This is a genomic window from Sphingopyxis sp. OAS728, assembly GCF_014873485.1.
Classification (GTDB): domain Bacteria; phylum Pseudomonadota; class Alphaproteobacteria; order Sphingomonadales; family Sphingomonadaceae; genus Sphingopyxis.
Window position 1 is genome coordinate 4132359 of sequence record NZ_JADBDT010000001.1, and the last position, 18008, is coordinate 4150366.

Consider the following 18008-nt stretch of genomic DNA (forward strand, 5'->3'; position numbering starts at 1 on the left):
GCCAAAAGGGCGCGTGCAATCGGCCAGGCTTGTGGTTAGCTTTCCAGCCTTCTTTGGGGGAGAAAGCCGTGACGATGCCGCCACTCGATCGCGACGACCCGCTGGGCGATTTCGATCACCGCGATATCGTCCTGCTCGGCCGCAGCCACCGCGTCTATACGATGGGCCGTGGCCCAGCGGTCATCGTCATGACCGAAATGCCCGGTATCAGCCCGCATGTCGCGCGCTTCGCGCGCTGGGTCCGCGATGCGGGCTTCACCGTCTATATGCCGCATATCTTCGGGAAAGACGGCGCGGTCCCGCGCATGCCCGGCGCGCTGTTCACGATGATCGGCGGCTGCATCAGCCGCCAGTTCCGCGCCTTTCAGGCGAATGAAAGCTCGCCCGCGGTTCAGTGGCTGCGCGCGCTGGCCGCGCTCGCGCATCAGGAATGTGGCGGGAAGGGCGTCGGCGCGATCGGCATGTGCTTCACCGGCAATTTCGCGCTGTCGATGATGCTCGAACCCGCAGTGCTCGCGCCCGTACTCGCTCAGCCGTCGCTGCCGATCAATGATCCGGCCGGCATGCATATCGCGCCCGATGAACTGGCGGCGGTGAAGGCGCGGATGGAGGCCGAGGATCTGACCGTGCTCGCTTACCGCTTCGAGGGCGACAAATTCTGCAAGGCGGCGCGCTTCGCCGCCTATGAAGATGCGCTCGGCGCCCGCTTCATCGGCAAGGTGCTGCCCGACAGTGCGGCCAATCCCGACAGCCCGATGAAGAACCCGCACAGCGTCGTCACGATCCACCTGATCGACGAGGCCGGGCAGCCGACGGTGCAGGCGCGCGATGAAATCCTCGATTTCTTCAAGATGCGGTTGAGCGAATGAGGCCGGCGGCCTAAGGGCCACCGCAATCACCAATCGAAAGGATATCCTATGCGCCCCTCAGGCCGCGCGCCCGATCAGATGCGTCCCATCGCGATCGAGACCGAATTCACCATCCACGCCGAGGGCAGCGTCCTCGTGAGCTTTGGCAACACCAAGGTACTCGTGACGGCGAGCGTCGACGAAAAGGTGCCGTCGTGGATGCGCGGCAAGGGTGCGGGCTGGGTCACCGCCGAATATGGCATGCTGCCCCGCGCGACGCACACGCGCGGTAGCCGCGAAGCGGCAAAGGGCAAGCAGTCGGGCCGCACGCAGGAAATCCAGCGGCTTATCGGCCGCAGCTTGCGCGCCGTCGTCGATATGAAGAAGCTTGGCGAGCGCCAGATCATCATCGACTGCGACGTGATCCAGGCCGATGGCGGCACGCGCACGGCGTCGATCTCGGGTGCATGGGTCGCCCTGCGCCTCGCGGTCGACAAGCTGCTCGCGGCGAAGACGATCGCCGAGGATCCGATCGAGGACAAGGTCGGCGCAATCTCGTGCGGCATCTATCAGGGCACGCCGGTGCTCGACCTCGATTATGACGAGGATTCGGTCGCCGAGGCCGACGGCAATTTCGTGCTGACCGGTAAGGGCCAGATCGTCGAGGTTCAGGCGAGCGCCGAGGGCGCGACCTATGACGAGGAAGGCCTGCTGCGCCTGCTCCGCCTCGCGCGCATCGGCTGCGGCGAAATCTTCGCGGCGCAGGACAAGGCGACGGGGCGCTGAGATGACCCGCAAGCTCGTACCCGGCAGGCTGGTGATCGCCAGCCATAACGCAGGCAAGGTGCGTGAAATCCGTGCGCTGCTCGAACCCTATGGGATCGAGCCCGTGTCGGCGGGCGACCTCGGGCTTCCGGAGCCCGAGGAGACGGGAACGACCTTTCGCGAGAATGCGCTGCTGAAGGCGCATGCCAGCGCGTCGGCGGCGGGTCTGCCCGCGCTCGCCGACGACAGCGGGCTCGAGGTTACGGCGCTCGGCGGACGTCCGGGCGTCTACACCGCCGACTGGGCCGAGCGGCAGGCGTTCGAGGGCGAGCCGGGGCGCGACTGGTATATGGCGATGGGGAAGGTCGAAGGCCTGCTCGCCGAACAGGGCCCCGACGTCGACCGCAGCGCCTGTTTCGTCTGCACCCTCGCGCTCGCCTGGCCGGACGGCCATGCCGAGGTGTTCGAAGGACGCGCGCAAGGTAGCCTGACCTGGCCGCCGCGCGGGCTGCTGGGCTTCGGTTATGATCCGGTATTTGTTCCGACCGGTAACACGCTGACTTATGCGGAAATCGATCCGGCGAAAAAGCATGCGATCAGCCATCGGGCGGACGCTTTTGCGAAGCTGGTGGCGGGCGCGTTCTGAAGCTGGCGCGCCGTCAGGCGCGAAACCTAATCTTGTCGTCGATCTCGATGAAGCGCGACCGATCACCCTTTTTCCGGATGTCCCGCAACGCTTGTTTGCGACATTCGGGATTGTGGTTGATCCGGCGGGCGACGAGCCTGCCCATTTCCTCGTCGGCGAAGATCAGGTCGTGGGCGCCGTCGATGCTCACGCCAAATTTCTCTCGGGTGCGTTTGACGAGCTGAACGAAATCCCGGTTGCCGATATCCATGATGTTCCCCAGCGTCGCTTTTGCGAAGCGAGCCTAGCCATGCAGACATTCGCTGAAAAGTGACTATATCGCCGCGCATGGCCGAACCGCTCGCCCTTTATGTCCACTGGCCGTTTTGCGTGTCGAAATGCCCCTATTGCGACTTCAACAGCCATGTCCGTGAGAGTGTCGATCAGGCGGTTTGGCGCGAGGCGTTGCTTACCGATTTGCGGCATGAGGCGGCTTTGCTGCCGGGGCGCACCGTGGGGTCGATCTTCTTCGGCGGCGGCACGCCCAGCCTGATGCCGCCCGCAACCGTCGCGGCGGTGATCGCGGCGGCCGAGAGCGCATGGGGCCTCGCCGACGACGTCGAGATCACGCTCGAGGCCAACCCCAATTCGGTCGAGGTCGCCAATTTCGCCGATCTCGCCGCCGCGGGCGTCAATCGCGTATCGATAGGCGTTCAGAGCTTCGATTCCGAAGTACTTGATTTTCTAGGCCGCGCGCACAGCGAGGATGAGGCGCGCCGCGCCATCGCCACTGCGCAAGAGCATTTCGCGCGCGTCAGCTTCGACCTGATTTATGCGCGGCCGGGCCAGTCGATGGCCGCGTGGGAAGCCGAGCTGGCGGGGGCGCTCGCCTTCGGCACCGACCATCTCTCGCTCTACCAGCTCACGATCGAACCCGGCACACGCTTCGCGACGCTGGCGGCGAAGGGCGACCTCACCATCCCCGATGGCGATACCGCAGCCGACCTGTTCGACGCGACACAGGCGATGACGCGCGCCGCAGGTCTGCCACGCTACGAAGTGTCGAACCATGCGCGCATCGGGCAGGAGAGCCGTCACAATCTCGCTTACTGGCGCTATGCCGATTATGCGGGGGTCGGCCCCGGCGCGCATGGTCGGCGACTGGGACAGGCGACCGAGCGGCACAAGAAGCCCGAGAATTTTATCGCGGCGGTCGAGCGCAACGGCCATGGCTTGAAGGTCGAAAGCGACTTGCCGGCGCACGAGCGCGCGACCGAGGCGATGCTGATGGGGCTGCGGCTGACCGAAGGCATCGACCTCGCGCGGATCGAGGCGCGTAGCGGGCTGCCTCGTGCGGCCTTCGTCGATGCCGATGCGGTGGTGCGGCTGACCGGGCAGGGGCTGATGACGCAACATGGCGACCGGCTCGCCGTCACCGACGACGGCATCCTCCTCCTCGACTCGATCCTTTCCGAGGTGGTCCGGACGGGTTAGGCCCTCCTCTCATCCGTTTGTCCTGAGCTTGTCGAAGGACCGTTTTTCCTGCACCGTTGGAAAGAAGAACGGTGCTTCGACAAGATCAGCACGAACGGGATTTGGAGTGAGCCTCGATCTGATCCGCGACTGGGATGCCCATCTGGCGCACGAGAAGCGCCGGTCGGAGCATACGCGCCGCGCCTATATCGCGACCGCCGAGCGCTTCTGCGGCTTCCTCTCACACCATCGCGGCGGCGCGGTCGATGCGCGCATGCTGAAAGCGCTCACCCCGAACGATCTCCGCGCCTATCTCGCCGAGCGGCGCGCCGAAGGGCTTGGCAATGCGTCGGCCGCACGCGAGCTGTCGGCGCTGCGCGGCTTCCTGCGCTTCGCCGGCGGAACGAACGCCAGCGTGCCGCAGATGCGCGGGCCGCGCGTCAAAAAGGGGCTGCCGCGCCCCGTCGCGCCCGCCGAAGCGTTACAGCTTGCGCAGGATGTCGAGGACAATGCCCGCGAAGGCTGGGTCGGCGCGCGCGACTTTGCGCTGCTGCTGTTGCTCTATGGCGCCGGGTTACGCATCGGGGAGGCGCTGGGATTGACCGGCGCTGCGTTGCCGCTCGGCGACACGCTGCGCGTGACCGGCAAGCGCAACAAGACGCGCATCGTGCCGATCCTTCCCGCTGTCGCAAGCGCGGTGTCGCGCTATGTCGAGGCTTGCCCCTATCCGATCGCCAAGGACACGCCGCTGTTCCTCGGCGCGCGCGGCGGGCCGCTCCAGCCGGGTGTCGTCCGCGCAAGCGTGCGTTCGGCGCGGCGCGCACTGGGCTTGCCCGAACGCACGACGCTGCACGCACTGCGCCACAGTTTCGCGACGCACCTGCTCGCGGGCGGCGCCGACCTGCGCAGCCTTCAGGAATTGCTTGGTCACGCGAGCCTCGCCTCGACGCAGGTCTATACTGCGGTCGATGCCGCGCATCTGCTCGACATTTACCGCAGCGCACACCCGCGCGCCTAGTTCGTCTGCCGAGGCTTCCAGGTGATAACGCGGTAGATATAGACGACCACGAGCGAGCCGATCGCGACCAGCGCAACGGGGCCGACGAAGGCGTCGAGGTTCGCGAACTTCCCGCCGAACCAATTGCCGGCGCCTGCGAGCGCCGCGATCCAGATCGTCGATCCGGCAGCGGTCCAGAGCAGGAACTTCGCCTGATTCATCTTCACCATCCCCGCCGGGAGCGACACCATCGTGCGCGCGACGGGCATGAAACGCGCGATGAACACGATCGCGGGGCCGTATTTCAGGAAAAAGGCGTGCAGCCGCTCGACCTCGGCCCAGTCGAGCGTCAGCCAGCGGCCGTGGCGGTCGATAAAGGGCTTGAGCCGCTCGTACCCGATCCAGCGCCCGATCCCGTACCAGATCCAGTTACCTGCGGTCGTGCCCGCGACGGCGACCGCGACAAGCGTCCAGAAATCGAAATGGCCCTTGGCGACCGCGATACCGCCGAGCCCCATGATCACCTCCGACGGGATCGGCGGGAACACATTTTCGAGGAACATGAGGACGAAAATCCCCACATAGCCCCAGGCCTGGATCAGATTGAGAATGAAATCGGTCATGGGCAAGAAACGCGCGGGCGCGTCAGCCGATCCGGCGGTTGATCGCGTCCCAGATCATCCCCGCCGTATCGCTGTTGTTGAACCGGTCGATCGCGACGATCCCGGTCGGCGAAGTGACATTGATTTCGGTCAGCCATTCGCCGCCGATCACGTCGATGCCGACGAATACGAGGCCCCGCTCGCGCAGTTGCGGGCCCAGCACGTCACAAATCTCCTGCTCGCGCGGGGTGAGTTCGGCCGCCTCGGCATAGCCGCCGACCGCGAGGTTCGAACGAAATTCGCCTTCGCCGGGCTTGCGGTTGATCGCGCCCGCGACCTCACCGTCGACAAGCACGATGCGCTTGTCGCCCTTGCTGACGCTCGGCAGGAATTGCTGGACCATGAAGGGTTCGGGCCAAACCTGTCCGAACAGCTCGACGAGCGCGCCGAGATTGCCGCCATCGGCATCGATCTTGAACACCGCCTTGCCGCCATTGCCGTGGAGCGGCTTGATGACGACCGCGCCGTGACGCGCCTGGAAATCCTTCACCGCGTCGAGATCGCGCGTGACCATCGTCGGCGGCATGAATTCGGGGAAGTCGAGTACGAAGACTTTCTCGGGCGCATTGCGGACCGAGACGGGGTCGTTGACAACGAGCGTCTGGCCCGCGAGACGCTCGAGCAGCCATGTGCCGGTGAGATAGCCGAGGTCGAAGGGCGGATCCTGCCGCATCAACACGACATCGATATCGCGGCCGAGGTCGAGCGTCACCGCTTCGCCGAATTTATAATGATCGCCGGCCTCGCGCTGCGCTTCGACGATGCGATGCGCCTTTGTTGTCAGCCGCCCGGCCTCCCACGTCAGCCCGCGCACGTCATAGTGATAAAGCTCGTACCCGCGTTCCAGCGCCTTCAGGATCAGGTGGAAACTGCTGTCGCCCCCGATGTTGATACCGTCCATCGGGTCCATTTGTACCGCGGCGCGCAGGGTCATTCGATCTTCCTCAGGGTTGCCAGACGTGGACCAGATGGCGTGGCAGGCGCCTTGGCGCAAGGAGCATCACGTCGATCCGTATGTCGTCACGCGGTCCAGCGAAGCGTGGGCCGAGCATTTCGGCCGCCGCAGCGACGCGGCGCAGGCGATAATGATCGATGGCAAGGTCGAGATCGGCGGCGCGGTCGCGCCATTTGACCTCGATGAAGGCGACCGTGCGGCCGCGCCGCGCGACAAGGTCGACCTCGCCGACCGGAACGCGGAGGCGCTCGCCCAATATGCGCCAGCCGTGGAGGCGCAGCCACCAGGCCGCGCGGCGCTCTGCCCGGCGCCCGCGTGCTTCGGCCGTGGCGCGGTTCAAGCCTGCTCTTTCAGTGCCAGCGCGCGCGCATAGACGTCATGGCGGTCGAGTCCGAAGCGTTTGGCGACCGCTTTCGCCGCCTGCGCGACGGGCTTGTCGGCCATCGCCTCGCGCAGCGCCGCGTCGAGCGTATCGTCGTCGGCTTCCTCGGTGACTGTTTCGCCGGGCGGTCCGACGATAACGACAATCTCGCCCTTCGGCGGTGCGTCGGCGTAGCGCGCGGAAAGCTCGGTCAGCGTGCCGGTAACGCATTCCTCGAACATCTTGCTGATCTCGCGCGCGACGGCAGCCTCGCGATTGCCGAGCCCTTCGGCCATTGCGGCGAGCGACGCCGACAACCGCGGCCCGCTTTCATAGAAAACCAGCGTAGCGCGCAGCGCGGCAAATTCGGCGAGGGTGTCGGCGCGTGCCTTGGCCTTGTTGGGCAGGAAACCGGCGAAAAGGAAACGGTCGCTTGGCAAGCCCGACAGCGTGATCGCGGCAATCGCGGCGCAGGGGCCGGGCAGGGTCGTGACGTGGCGTCCCGCCGCGCGTGCATCGCGCACCAGCTTGTATCCGGGGTCCGAAATCAGCGGCGTGCCGGCGTCCGACACCAAAACGACAACTTCTTGGCCCATACGCGCAACCAGCGCGGCGCGCGCGCGTTCGTCGCTATGATCATGATAGGGGGTCATCGGCACACGCAAACCCAGATGCGACAGCAATTTCGCGGTCACGCGCGTATCCTCTGCGGCGATCACGCCGGCGGAGGCGAGCGTTTTGGCGGCACGCGGAGTGATGTCGCCGAGGTTGCCGATGGGCGTCGCGACGATATAGAGACCGGGCAAGGGAGAATCTGAGATGTTCGAATCTGGCATGACGCTGAAAATGGCAGAAACTGTCGCCCAGCGCCAAAATAATGCACCGCTGCGCCGCCAAATGTTGCGCGGGCTCGGTGTGGCGGCGATGGCGGGTCTGCTCGCGGCGTGTCAGGTCGTTCCAAAATCCAACGGCCCGGCGACTCCGCCGCCGCCCACCAACCCCGACGACAATGTCGGCCCCGGCTTGCCGACCGACACCGATCGCCACCGCGTCGCGCTGCTCGTGCCCCAGACGGGCCCGAACGCCGACGTCGGCACCGCAATCGCCAATGCGACGACGCTGGCTTTGCTCGATTCGCGCACCGAGCGCGTGCGCATCACCACCTATGACACCGCGCTCGGTGCGGCAGCCGCGGCGCGGCAGGCGGTTGCCGACGGCAACAAGCTGATCCTCGGGCCCTTGCTCAGCGAAGATGTCACCGCCGTCGCGCCCATCGCGCGCGACGCGAAGGTGCCGGTGCTGAGCTTCTCGAACGACAGCGGCGTCGCGGGCAACGGCGTCTTCATCATGGGCTTCGTTCCCGGCCAGTCGGTCGAGCGCGTCGTCGCTTTCTCGCGCGCCAAGGGCCATCAGCGCTTTGGCGCGCTCGTTCCCAAGAATGTCTATGGCGACCGCTCGGCCGCCGCCTTCCGCGCCGCGGTCTCGCAGGCCGGCGGCACGCTCGTCGCCGTCGAAAGCTATGACCGCAGCGCGACCGCGCTGACCGGCGCGGCACGCCGTCTCGCCAATGCCGGCGCGATGGATGCGGTGCTGATCGCCGACAGCGGCGGCAACGCCATCCGTGCGGTGCCGGTGATCAAGACAACGGGCAACAAGCAGATCCTCGGTACCGAACTGTGGAACACCGACGCGGCGCTCGGCAGCAACGCCGTAATGCGCGGATCGTGGTTCGCCAGCGTCTCCGACGGCCTCTACGGTCAGCTCGCGACCAAATATCGCACGCGTTTCGGCAAGGCGCCGTACCGCCTCGCCAGCCTGGGCTATGACTCGGTGCTGCTGACGGTGCGCATCGCGCGCGACTGGAAGCCGGGAACGAACTTCCCCGCGAACCGCCTGCTTGCCGCCGACGGTTTCGGGGGCATCGACGGCATCTTCCGCTTCAGCAATCGCGGCATCGCCGAGCGTGCGCTCGAGGTCAGCGAGATCGGCGCGGGCGGCTTCCGCGTCGTCGATCCCGCGCCGACCAAATGGTAGGGGCGAAATGACAGTGGCAGACCGGCCACAGTCGGCCCGAAAAGCGTTATAAGGTGAGCGCGGCGCCCTTTACGGCGGCGCTTTGATCACTATATGACCACCACGCGTGTTTTTGCGTCGACGCTGCACGCCCTTTTTAAACGACCCAGGAGATACAGCTATACCACCGCCCATGACCCGTCGCCCAATGGCACCGATGCCGCCGAAAAACGGCCCGCGTTACAATGAGTTTATTGCCTCCCCCAAAGTCCGCGTGATCGACGAGGAAGGCGAAAATCTGGGCGTGATGCTGACGGCCGAAGCGATCGAGCAGGCGGCCGAGGTGGGTCTCGACCTGGTGGAAGTATCCCCGAACGCCGATCCGCCGGTGTGCAAATTCCTCGACGTCGGCAAGTTCAAGTACGAGGCGCAGAAAAAGGCGAACCTCGCGCGCAAGAGCCAGAAGACGCAGGAAATCAAAGAGATCAAGATGCGTCCGAATATCGACGATCATGATTTCGACGTGAAGATGAAGAAGGTCTTCGACTTCCTCGGCGAAGGCGACAAGGTCAAGATGACCATGCGCTTCCGCGGCCGCGAAATGAGTCACACGCAGCTCGGCCTCAACGTGCTCCAGCGCGTCGCCGAACTGACGTCGGAAATCGCGAAGGTCGAGGCGCATCCGCGCACCGAAGGTCGTCAGATGCTGATGGTGATCGCGCCGAAATAAGCGCGCCGGCTCAGCCGATACGAAATGTGAGGGCGGTCGTTCCAGCGGGACGGCCGCCCTTTTCATATCGGCGCTCGATCATACGGACATCGCCGTCTGCGGAAACCGCGACGAGCGTCGAGGCGCGCGTGCCATAGGTGTCGCCGCGCAGGAACAGTGCGGGGTCGTCCTCGGCCATGAGTGTGTCGAGCAGGGCTTCGGGGTCCGCGCCGGTGCCGACAACCGTCTCGAGCGCCTTGCGCAGCCTCTCGGCGCGCGCGCAGGGCTGGTCGACGGGCTCGTTGGCGAGCGCATGGACACCGGGTTCGAGCGATGCGATCAGCGGTTCCGGCCGGTTGGTGAGCAGCCGTGCGCCACCGCCGCCGACGGCGAACAGGTTGAACGCGTTGAAGCGGTCGAGGTCGCTCGTAGCCGGATCGGCGAAACGTCCGTCGCCGCGAAGCATGTCGACGACGAGCGCGCCGCGCGATTCCTTCTTGGGGTCGGGCGCCGCGCCGCGGACGTTGGTCACGACCACGACACGGCCGCTGGGGCGATGAACCCCAAGCCACGTTCCGCCGGCCTGGAGGTCGCGGCCCGCGACAATCCCGCTGCCATCGCTCCATTCGGCAAGCGACGCGGCAGGGCGGCCGTGAAACTCGTCGCGATTGCCAATGAGGATGAGGGGCCAGTCGGGGTGGACGCGGTGGGCGAGGGCAACGACACACATGCTAGGCATATCGGCACTGCGCGGTCACTTGCCAAGCCTCTTGACAAATTGCTTGGTTGAATGTTCAATCAACTGATCTTGACGAGGGAGGACGCCGATGGCCGACGAATTCGAGAAGATGGGCGAAAGCCTGAAGGCGAAGACCGGCAAGGGGCTGGACGAATGGGTCGCTGCGGCGCGAGCGACCGGCATTTCCGGGCATATGGCGCTGGTGAACCACCTCAAATCCGAACACGGCCTTGGGCATGGCTATGCCAATATGGTCGTCCATGCCGCCAACAAATCGTCTTCGCTATCGCAGGACGATGATACGCTGGTGGAGGCGGCGTTCGACGGCGCCAAGGCGCATTGGCGCCCGCTTTACGACCGGCTGATCGCGTTGGTGCAGGGGTTCGGCGACGACGTCGAACTGGCGCCGAAAAAAGGCTATGTCAGCCTGCGCCGCAAAAAGCAGTTCGCGCTGCTCCAGCCGTCGACCAAGGATCGTTTCGACATCGGCCTGGCGCTGAAGGGTGAGGAACCCGCGGGCAAGCTCGAACTGGCGGGTAGCTGGAATGCAATGGTCTCGCACCGCGTGCGCATCGCCACCGATAGCGACGCGGGCGACGATGTGGCGGGCTGGCTCCGCGCCGCCTACGACCGCGCTGGATAGCCGCTATGAACGCCGCCGACACGCGCCAGCGCATCCTGATGACCGCGATGGAACTCTTCTGGGAGAAGGGCTATCTCTCGACATCGGTCTCCGACATCCTCTCGCGCAGCCAGGTCCACAGCGGCAGCCTCTATCATTTCTTCCCCGGCAAGCAGGATGTGCTCGTCGGCGTGCTCGAACTCTATCGCGACGGGATCGACGAGATGCTGCTCGCCCCGAACTGGGAGGGGGTCGACGATCCGATCGAGCGCATCTTTGCGTTGCTCGCGGGGTATCGCACGCATCTGATCGTCACCGACTGCACCTATGGCTGTCCGATCGGCAGTCTCGCGCTCGAAATTCATGAGCCCGACCCGGTGGTCCGCGACCTGATGGCGGCGAATTTCACCAACTGGTCTGCGGCGATCACAGGCTGCTTCGAGGCTGCGGCGGATCGCCTGCCGAAGGATGCCGATCGCAAGGCTCTCGGCGAATTCGTGCTGACGGTGATGGAGGGCGCGGTGATGCAGGCGCGCACCTATCGCGACATCGGCTATTTCGACCGTAATATCGCTGTATTGCGTGACTACATCACCTCATTGATGAGCGCCGCGAAATCTGGTAGCTACGCCTGATCTTTCTGGAGGGGGAGACGAACATGACTGACGTCGCAAAAACGCCGTTGCACCTGTGGGTTGTCGGCGGGGTATCGTTGATCTGGAACGCCTTTGGCGCGCTCGACTATACGATGACCAAGATGGGCAACGCCGAATATCTCGCGGCCTTCACGCCCGAACAACAGGCCTGGTTTACCAGCTTCCCGATGTGGGCGAACATCGGCTGGGCGCTCGGCGTCTGGGGGTCGGTGCTCGGGTCGGCGCTGCTCCTGGCGCGCAACCGACATGCGGTGAGCGCGTTCCTGATCTCGCTGATCGGGCTCGCGATCAGCTGCATCTATCAGTTCGGGATGCATTATGCCGATCTGATGCGCCTGTTCGGTTCCTTTCCGATGATCTTCACCGCGGTCATCTGGGTCATCCTGATCGCGCTCTATCTTTACGCGCGGGCGCAGGCGGCAAAGGGCGTGCTGCGATAAATATGTCTGCTTAGGAGTGGGGAGCAGCCACCCCTAAGTCCGTTCGTGTCGAGCGAAGTCGAGACACCCATCGGTGCAAAGTCTAGCCCAAGGGGCATCTCGACTTCGCTCGATGCGAACGGATCAGGCAGGCGGAAGGTCCCCTACCGGTCGCTACCGGACGCTCCTACCGCCCGCGAATGAACGCCCGCACATCGGCCGACAATTTATGCCGGTCCTCGTCGCGAATATACATCATGTGGCCCGCGCCATAATAGGTGTAGCTGATGCGATCCTGCGGGATCCCCGTACGCGACAGCGCATATTCGGCCGCGAAAAAAGGCGTCGCGAAATCATAATAGCCCTGCGCGACGAGCACTTTGAGCCCCGAATTCTCGCGTAGCGCCTGCCCGATATAGGGCGCCACGTTCATATAGGCGTTGGTGTCGCGCCCACCGATGCGCCAGTCCCATTGTCCGCCGATACCGCCGATCGACTGATATTCACGGTCGGTCTTGAACCCCAGTCCGTCGCGGCTCCAGCTGTTGATCGCCGCAGTATAGCTCGCGTCGATACCATAGAAGCTGGGGTCATTGTCGGGGCCTTCGCCCGCGCTGTCATAATCCTTGCCGGTGTAGCGGCTGTCGAGACGTCCGACGGTGAGCCCGCGGTCACGGAGCAGCTCCTTGTAGAAACGGTTCGGCGTGACGCGAAGGTCGGCGTTTTCGAGGTAGGTTTCGGACAGGCCGGTGAAACGCGAAAGCTCGCGGCGGATCGCGGCGCGTTCCTCGCCCTGCAGCTTCTGGCCCTTGAGCAGCGCGGTCGCATAGGGGCCGATCGCCCACTGCCGCGCTTCCTCGACGAAGCCTTCGACCGACGGTGCGGTCGCCTTGCCATGATAGAGCGCGGTCGCTGCCATTGAGGGCAGGTTGGTGATCGGTGATAGCTCATTGCCCGGCGTGTCGGCGCCCGCCGCGAAATCGAGCACGGTCGAGATCAGGATGATGCCGTTGAGCGCGACGTCGTTGTACGTCTCGTTCATCAACTGGTTGGCGACGGCGGCCGAACGCGTCGTGCCATAGCTTTCACCCCCCAGATATTTGGGGCTGTTCCAGCGGCCATTGTCATTGAGCCAGCGCCGGATGACCTCGGCGACGAGCTTCGCATCCTGCGTGACGCCGTAATAATCCTTGGGATCGGCCTTGCCGATCAGGTGCGAGAAACCGGTGCCCGGCGGGTCGATGAAGACGATGTCGGTAACATCGAGCAGCGCGTCGGGATTGTCGACGATCGGGTAGGGCGGGGCGCCGTCGTCGACGCCGGTGCCGGGGATCGCGACGCGCTTCGGCCCGAACGCCCCCATCATCAACCAGACGGTGCCCGATCCGGGGCCGCCGTTGAACAGGAAGGTAATCGGCCGGCTCGGGTCGCGCGGTTCCTTGACGTAAGAGGTGGTGACAACCGCGACTTCGGGCACGCCATCCTTGTTCTTGATGATCGTCTCGCCGATCGTCGCGGCATAGTTGATGCGCTGGCCGCCGAAGGTGCCGCTGAGCTTGGTCGTGCGGACTTGGGGTTCGATATCGGCGGGCTTTTCGGCCTTCGCCTTGTCGTCGGCCTTGTCCTGCGCATGAAGCGCGGCGGGCGCGGTAAAGGCGAGCGCCAAGGCGATAAGCGACAGACCCGATTTCATAAGTAGTTTCTCCCCGATTGCGGGGCGAACGCTAGGCGGCACGCGGAAGGGGAGCAAGGTTACTTGTCGGTTACAGGCGGGGTTTCGTCGAAGTCGGCGAGGCTAGGCTGCGCGGGGGCGCGACAGGATCCTGTCCATGATCCAGGCGGTGTGCGCCCCGCTGTCGCCGGTCGACGGATGATCGCCGTACCCGGCAAGATGGTCCCGCATCGCCTCGACATGGAAATGCTGGACCGCCGCCGGATGAGCGATGGCCAGTTCGACGGTTTCTTCGCCGCGTGACAGCCGCAGCGGCTCTTCGTCGAATATCGAGAAACTGATCCGCCCGTCGCTGCCGGTGATTTCGACCCGGTCTTCCCGGTCCGCCGCGCCGAAATTCCAGCTGCCCGATCCGGTCACGCCATCCTTGTGCACCCAGCATCCCGCGACGGCGTCGGCGGCGCTGTACCGCCCCTGCTGGTTGATCGCGAAGCCGGCAACGTCGGTCATATCCCCGAACAGCCAGCAGAAAAGGTCAAGGCCATGGCTCGCGAGGTCATCGAAATAACCGCCAGGGGCGACCGCAGCGTCGACCCGCCAGTTGGCGCCCGAAAGGTCGTCGGCGCTCGCTGGCTTGGTCAATGCCCAGTGGACATGGCGTACGGCGCCGACCGCGCCCTCGTCGAGCCACGCCTTGATTTGCCGAAAGCGGGGGAGCGTGCGGCGATAATAGGCGACGAACAGCGGCAGGCCGCGTTCGGCAAAGGCATCGCGGATTCGGACGCAGGCTTCATGGTCGGGCGCCATCGGCTTTTCGATGCAGCAGGGCTTGCCCGCGCGCGCGACCTCGATCGCATAGGCTTCGTGGCTGTCTGGCGGCGTCGCGATATAGATCGCGTCGATGCCGGGCGCGTGGATCAGTGCCTCGGCGCTGTCGAAGACATGCGGGACGCCATGGCGCGCGGCATAATCCTCTGCCTTTGCCAAGGTGCGGTTGAACACGCCATGCAGCGCGAAACCCTCCACCTGCTGATAAGCGGGAGCGCTCTTGCGCTCGGTCACGTTGCCGCAACCGATCATGCCCCAGCGGATCGTGGTCATTGGGCGGTCACCGTCCCCATTTCGTCTTGCTCTGTTTCCCGAACCGCCCCTTGCGCGTGCCCGGCTTGCCTTCGTTCGAACGCCCGACGCGCGGTGCGACCTGTTCCTCGGGCGGCAGGCCGAGCTCGTCGGCCTCTAGCTTGCGGATCTCGTCGCGCAGGCGGCCGGCTTCCTCGAACTCGAGGTCGGCGGCGGCATCGCGCATCTTCTTTTCGAGCTCCTGGATATAGGCGCGGAGGTTATGCCCGACCATGTGCGCCGGCTTGTCCTCGCCGATGTCGATCGTCACCTGATCCTTCGACGCGACATGCGCGATGATGTCGCCGATGTTGCGCTTGATCGTCTGCGGCGTGATGCCGTGCTCGGCGTTATAGGCTTCCTGCTTTTCGCGGCGGCGGTCGGTTTCGCGCATCGCGCGTTCCATGCTGCCGGTAATGCGGTCGGCATAGAGGATGACGCGGCCGTCGACATTGCGCGCGGCGCGGCCGATCGTCTGGACGAGCGACGTTTCGCTGCGCAAAAAGCCTTCCTTGTCGGCGTCGAGGATCGCGACGAGCCCGCATTCGGGAATGTCGAGACCTTCGCGCAGTAGGTTGATCCCGATCAGCACGTCGAACACCCCGAGCCGGAGGTCGCGGATGATCTCGATACGCTCGAGCGTCTCGACGTCGCTGTGCATGTAGCGGACCTTGAGCCCCGCTTCATGGAGGAACTCGGTGAGATCCTCGGCCATGCGCTTGGTCAGCGTCGTGACGAGCGTGCGGTATCCCGCCGCAGCGGTCTTCTTCGCCTCGACGATCAGGTCGTCGACCTGCTCCTCGACCGGCTTGATCTCGACCGGCGGGTCGATCAGGCCGGTGGGGCGGATTACCTGTTCGGCGAACACGCCCTGCGTGCGGTCCATCTCCCAAGTGCCGGGCGTCGCCGAGACGCTCACCGTTTGCGGGCGCATCATGTCCCATTCGGAAAAGCGCAACGGCCGGTTGTCGATGCAGCTCGGCAGGCGGAAGCCATATTCGGCGAGCGTGATCTTGCGGCGATGGTCGCCCTTCGACATCGCGCCGATCTGCGGGATCGTCTGGTGACTTTCGTCGACAAAGAGCAGGGCGTTGTCGGGCAGATATTCGAACAAGGTCGGCGGCGGCTCGCCGGGCAGGCGGCCGGTCAGGAAGCGGCTGTAATTCTCGATCCCCGCGCAGCTGCCCGTCGCGGCGATCATCTCAAGATCGAAATTTGTGCGCTGCTCCAACCTTTGCGCTTCGAGCAGCCGGCCCTCAGCCTCGAGTTCCTTCAGCCGCTCGGCCAGCTCGTGCCGGATCGCCTCGCTCGCCTGCTTCAGCGTCGGTCCCGGCGTGACATAGTGGCTGTTCGCATAGATGCGGACATGGTTGAGGTTCGCGATCTTCTTGCCGGTCAGCGGGTCGAACTCGGTAATCTCCTCGATCTCGTCGCCGAAGAAACTGACGCGCCACGCCATATCCTCATAGTGCGAGGGGAAGATTTCGAGGCTGTCGCCGCGCACGCGGAAATTGCCGCGGGCGAACGCCTGATCGTTACGCTTGTACTGGAGCGCGACAAGCTTGCGGATGATCTCGCGATTGTCGACGCTCTGACCTTTCTTGAGGTCGAAGATCATCGCCGAATAAGTCTCGACCGAGCCGATGCCATAGAGGCACGATACCGAGGCGACGATGATGACGTCGTCGCGTTCGAGCAGCGCGCGCGTCGCCGAATGGCGCATGCGGTCGATCGCCTCGTTTACGCTCGACTCCTTCTCGATATAGGTATCGCTGCGCGGCACATAGGCTTCGGGCTGGTAATAGTCGTAATAGCTGACGAAATATTCGACCGCATTGTTCGGGAAGAAGCTTTTGAACTCGCCGTAGAGTTGGGCCGCGAGGATCTTGTTCGGCGCGAGGATCAACGCGGGGCGCTGCAACTCGTCGATGACTTTCGCCATCGTGAACGTCTTGCCCGATCCGGTAACCCCGAGCAGCACCTGGTCGCGCTCGCCATCGAGCGCGGTGGAGACGAGCTCCTTGATCGCCGTCGGCTGGTCGCCCGCGGGCTCATAATCGCTAACTAACTCGAATCGCTTGCCGCCTTCGACCTTGTCGGGGCGCGCCGGGCGATGCGGGACATAGCCCTCCGCCGTGTCGATTTCATCGAGCGATGTACGAATCTGAATTGCCATTGCTGCCAATATGGTATCGATGGGGCGGGTCCACAATCGCAATGAATCAAAACAACACCCCCAAACGGACAGTCACAGGAGACAGGGTATGAAGAAATTTCTGACGGTCGCCGCCATCGGCGCCCTCATCGCAGTGTCGGGTTGCGGCAAAAGCGAAAATGCGGCCGCCAGCGGCCCCGTGAAGCGCGAAGCCGGCAACTGGAAGACCGACGTCAAGCTGGTGAAATTCGAAGTCCCCGGCATGCCGCCCGAGGCAAAGGACCAGATGACGAAGATGATGGAAGGCGCCAGCGGCATGGACCAGTGCTTCACGAAGGAGCAGGTCGAAAAGGAAGACATCGCGGCCGAACTCGCCAAGGGGCCGGGCAACGGCGGCGAATGCAAATGGTCGAAAAAGAATGTCGATGGCGGCAAGATCGACGTCGCCGGCACCTGCACCGCCAACGGCCAGACGGTCGACATGGCGATGACCGGCACGATGGAAGCCAAGAAGAACGACGTGACCATCACGACCAAGGGCAAGGTCCCGACGGGCGGCGACATGGAGATGGTCATGCAGATGACCAGCGTCCATACCGGTCCGTGCAAGACGCCGGCCACGACCTAAGTCATACATCTTTGACGAAAAATGATGGGGCGTCGGTGGAAACCGGCGCCCTTTTCATATATGCAGGGCAAAGGGAGGGGTCGCACCATGCCTGTTAATTTGACGATGAAAACCGGCAATTCGCCATGCGCGCACGTCTTTCGCGACTGGGGCGGCACCAGGCTCTGCGCCTTCCATATCGGCGCTGCGTGAACTTTGATGGGTGGTTCTCTCCGCTCCGGCTCGTGGCCTGGAGAGGCGCGTCGACTTGCCGGGCGACAGAACAGGTGGGGCTGTTTGGCCGCCCGGCGAAGTCTTGAAATGAGACCTGAGGGGGATCGAAGAGTGCCAGGGACCAGCTCGCACTTTTCGCCTTTTGGTCTCACACCGCGTCATCGTAGGAATGCCGCGATACGCCAAAGAATGCCACAGTTTCGATTGCGTGGCAGTTACAAGGGGTCACATTCGACGATGTTGCTGTTTGATAACCAATCCTTAACCGGCTTTCGCCTTTTTCCTCGCAGATTAGCGCGCGGCATTTCTTTCGATGGGGCGTAAGGTTTGCTTGTTACCGTTACGTCAAAGTAACAAAGGGTGGCTGCGCTGGCGGA

Annotated in this window: 20 protein-coding genes; 11 read left to right on the forward strand and 9 right to left on the reverse strand. The window is 64.3% G+C overall.

Annotation, left to right across the window (positions count from 1 at the left end):
- Window positions 1-74 precede the first annotated feature (74 nt).
- Genes GGC65_RS19535 through rdgB form a run of 3 tightly spaced genes read left to right on the forward strand, consistent with a single transcriptional unit; the run spans window position 75 to window position 2259 of the window.
- Window positions 75-869, forward strand: a complete 795-nt coding sequence (locus tag GGC65_RS19535; RefSeq protein ID WP_192649637.1) for a dienelactone hydrolase family protein — start codon at window positions 75-77, stop codon at window positions 867-869.
- Between the two features lie 48 nt (window positions 870-917).
- Window positions 918-1634 (forward strand): ribonuclease PH, encoded by a 717-nt coding sequence (gene rph / locus GGC65_RS19540; RefSeq protein WP_192648684.1) that lies wholly within the window; start codon window positions 918-920, stop codon window positions 1632-1634.
- Between the two features lies 1 nt (window position 1635).
- On the forward strand, window positions 1636-2259 hold the full coding sequence (gene rdgB, locus GGC65_RS19545) for an RdgB/HAM1 family non-canonical purine NTP pyrophosphatase (RefSeq protein ID WP_192648685.1): 624 nt from the start codon (window positions 1636-1638) through the stop codon (window positions 2257-2259).
- A 13-nt stretch (window positions 2260-2272) separates the two neighbouring features.
- On the opposite strand, the gene GGC65_RS19550 is transcribed toward rdgB, so the two are convergent.
- On the reverse strand, window positions 2273-2509 hold the full coding sequence (locus GGC65_RS19550; protein WP_192648686.1) for a hypothetical protein: 237 nt from the start codon (window positions 2507-2509) through the stop codon (window positions 2273-2275).
- A gap of 77 nt (window positions 2510-2586) precedes the next feature.
- On the opposite strand from GGC65_RS19550, the gene hemW reads away from it, so the two are divergent.
- Together hemW and GGC65_RS19560 are read left to right on the forward strand one after the other, a co-directional pair.
- Window positions 2587-3732, forward strand: coding sequence for a radical SAM family heme chaperone HemW (gene hemW / locus GGC65_RS19555; protein ID WP_192648687.1), 1146 nt, complete (start codon window positions 2587-2589; stop codon window positions 3730-3732).
- Between the two features lie 106 nt (window positions 3733-3838).
- Window positions 3839-4729, forward strand: coding sequence for a tyrosine recombinase XerC (locus GGC65_RS19560; protein WP_192648688.1), 891 nt, complete (start codon window positions 3839-3841; stop codon window positions 4727-4729).
- Here the strand turns inward: GGC65_RS19560 and GGC65_RS19565 are convergent.
- From GGC65_RS19565 to rsmI, 4 genes are read right to left on the reverse strand one after another with little or no spacing between them, the layout of a single operon-like run.
- Complete coding sequence (locus tag GGC65_RS19565; protein ID WP_192648689.1) at window positions 4726-5331, reverse strand: DedA family protein; 606 nt, start codon at window positions 5329-5331, stop codon at window positions 4726-4728. The two genes, GGC65_RS19560 and GGC65_RS19565, sit on opposite strands and share 4 nt — an antisense overlap.
- A 22-nt stretch (window positions 5332-5353) precedes the next feature.
- Window positions 5354-6304 carry a glutathione synthase gene (gene gshB / locus GGC65_RS19570; protein ID WP_192648690.1) on the reverse strand — a complete coding sequence of 317 codons (951 nt, stop codon included), beginning with the start codon at window positions 6302-6304 and terminating at the stop codon, window positions 5354-5356.
- 10 nt (window positions 6305-6314) lie between these two features.
- On the reverse strand, window positions 6315-6665 hold the full coding sequence (locus GGC65_RS19575; protein WP_192648691.1) for a YraN family protein: 351 nt from the start codon (window positions 6663-6665) through the stop codon (window positions 6315-6317).
- Complete coding sequence (gene rsmI / locus GGC65_RS19580; protein ID WP_192648692.1) at window positions 6662-7522, reverse strand: 16S rRNA (cytidine(1402)-2'-O)-methyltransferase; 861 nt, start codon at window positions 7520-7522, stop codon at window positions 6662-6664. The genes GGC65_RS19575 and rsmI overlap by 4 nt, the downstream gene beginning before the upstream one ends.
- Window positions 7523-7583: 61 nt before the next feature.
- Between rsmI and GGC65_RS19585 the strand changes: the two genes are divergently transcribed.
- Together GGC65_RS19585 and infC are read left to right on the forward strand one after the other, a co-directional pair.
- Entirely contained in the window at window positions 7584-8720 is a 1137-nt protein-coding gene (locus GGC65_RS19585; protein ID WP_192649638.1) for a penicillin-binding protein activator, read from the forward strand.
- Window positions 8721-8892: 172 nt separating this feature from the next.
- Window positions 8893-9429, forward strand: a complete 537-nt coding sequence (gene infC / locus GGC65_RS19590) for a translation initiation factor IF-3 (protein WP_192648693.1) — start codon at window positions 8893-8895, stop codon at window positions 9427-9429.
- A 10-nt stretch (window positions 9430-9439) separates the two neighbouring features.
- On the opposite strand, the gene GGC65_RS19595 is transcribed toward infC, so the two are convergent.
- Window positions 9440-10138, reverse strand: coding sequence for an NRDE family protein (locus GGC65_RS19595; RefSeq protein WP_192648694.1), 699 nt, complete (start codon window positions 10136-10138; stop codon window positions 9440-9442).
- Between the two features lie 97 nt (window positions 10139-10235).
- Here GGC65_RS19595 and GGC65_RS19600 point away from each other — a divergent pair, with 97 nt between their 5' ends.
- The 3 genes from GGC65_RS19600 to GGC65_RS19610 are packed head-to-tail and all read left to right on the forward strand — an operon-like array spanning window position 10236 to window position 11865.
- The gene (locus GGC65_RS19600; protein WP_192648695.1) at window positions 10236-10790 is read left to right on the forward strand and encodes a DUF4287 domain-containing protein; all 555 of its coding nucleotides are present in this window, start codon (window positions 10236-10238) and stop codon (window positions 10788-10790) included.
- A 5-nt stretch (window positions 10791-10795) separates the two neighbouring features.
- Window positions 10796-11404: a TetR/AcrR family transcriptional regulator gene (locus GGC65_RS19605; protein ID WP_192648696.1), complete on the forward strand. Its 609-nt coding sequence runs from the start codon at window positions 10796-10798 to the stop codon at window positions 11402-11404.
- A 23-nt stretch (window positions 11405-11427) separates the two neighbouring features.
- Window positions 11428-11865 carry a hypothetical protein gene (locus GGC65_RS19610; protein WP_192648697.1) on the forward strand — a complete coding sequence of 146 codons (438 nt, stop codon included), beginning with the start codon at window positions 11428-11430 and terminating at the stop codon, window positions 11863-11865.
- A 166-nt stretch (window positions 11866-12031) separates the two neighbouring features.
- On the opposite strand, the gene GGC65_RS19615 is transcribed toward GGC65_RS19610, so the two are convergent.
- The 3 genes from GGC65_RS19615 to uvrB form a co-directional block, all read right to left on the reverse strand.
- The gene (locus GGC65_RS19615; RefSeq protein WP_192648698.1) at window positions 12032-13537 is read right to left on the reverse strand and encodes a S10 family peptidase; all 1506 of its coding nucleotides are present in this window, start codon (window positions 13535-13537) and stop codon (window positions 12032-12034) included.
- 102 nt (window positions 13538-13639) lie between these two features.
- Window positions 13640-14617, reverse strand: coding sequence for a Gfo/Idh/MocA family protein (locus GGC65_RS19620; protein WP_192648699.1), 978 nt, complete (start codon window positions 14615-14617; stop codon window positions 13640-13642).
- A 7-nt stretch (window positions 14618-14624) separates the two neighbouring features.
- Window positions 14625-16811 carry an excinuclease ABC subunit UvrB gene (uvrB, locus tag GGC65_RS19625; protein ID WP_192648700.1) on the reverse strand — a complete coding sequence of 729 codons (2187 nt, stop codon included), beginning with the start codon at window positions 16809-16811 and terminating at the stop codon, window positions 14625-14627.
- Window positions 16812-16899: 88 nt separating this feature from the next.
- On the opposite strand from uvrB, the gene GGC65_RS19630 reads away from it, so the two are divergent.
- Window positions 16900-17418 carry a DUF3617 domain-containing protein gene (locus GGC65_RS19630; protein ID WP_192648701.1) on the forward strand — a complete coding sequence of 173 codons (519 nt, stop codon included), beginning with the start codon at window positions 16900-16902 and terminating at the stop codon, window positions 17416-17418.
- Window positions 17419-18008 lie beyond the last annotated feature (590 nt).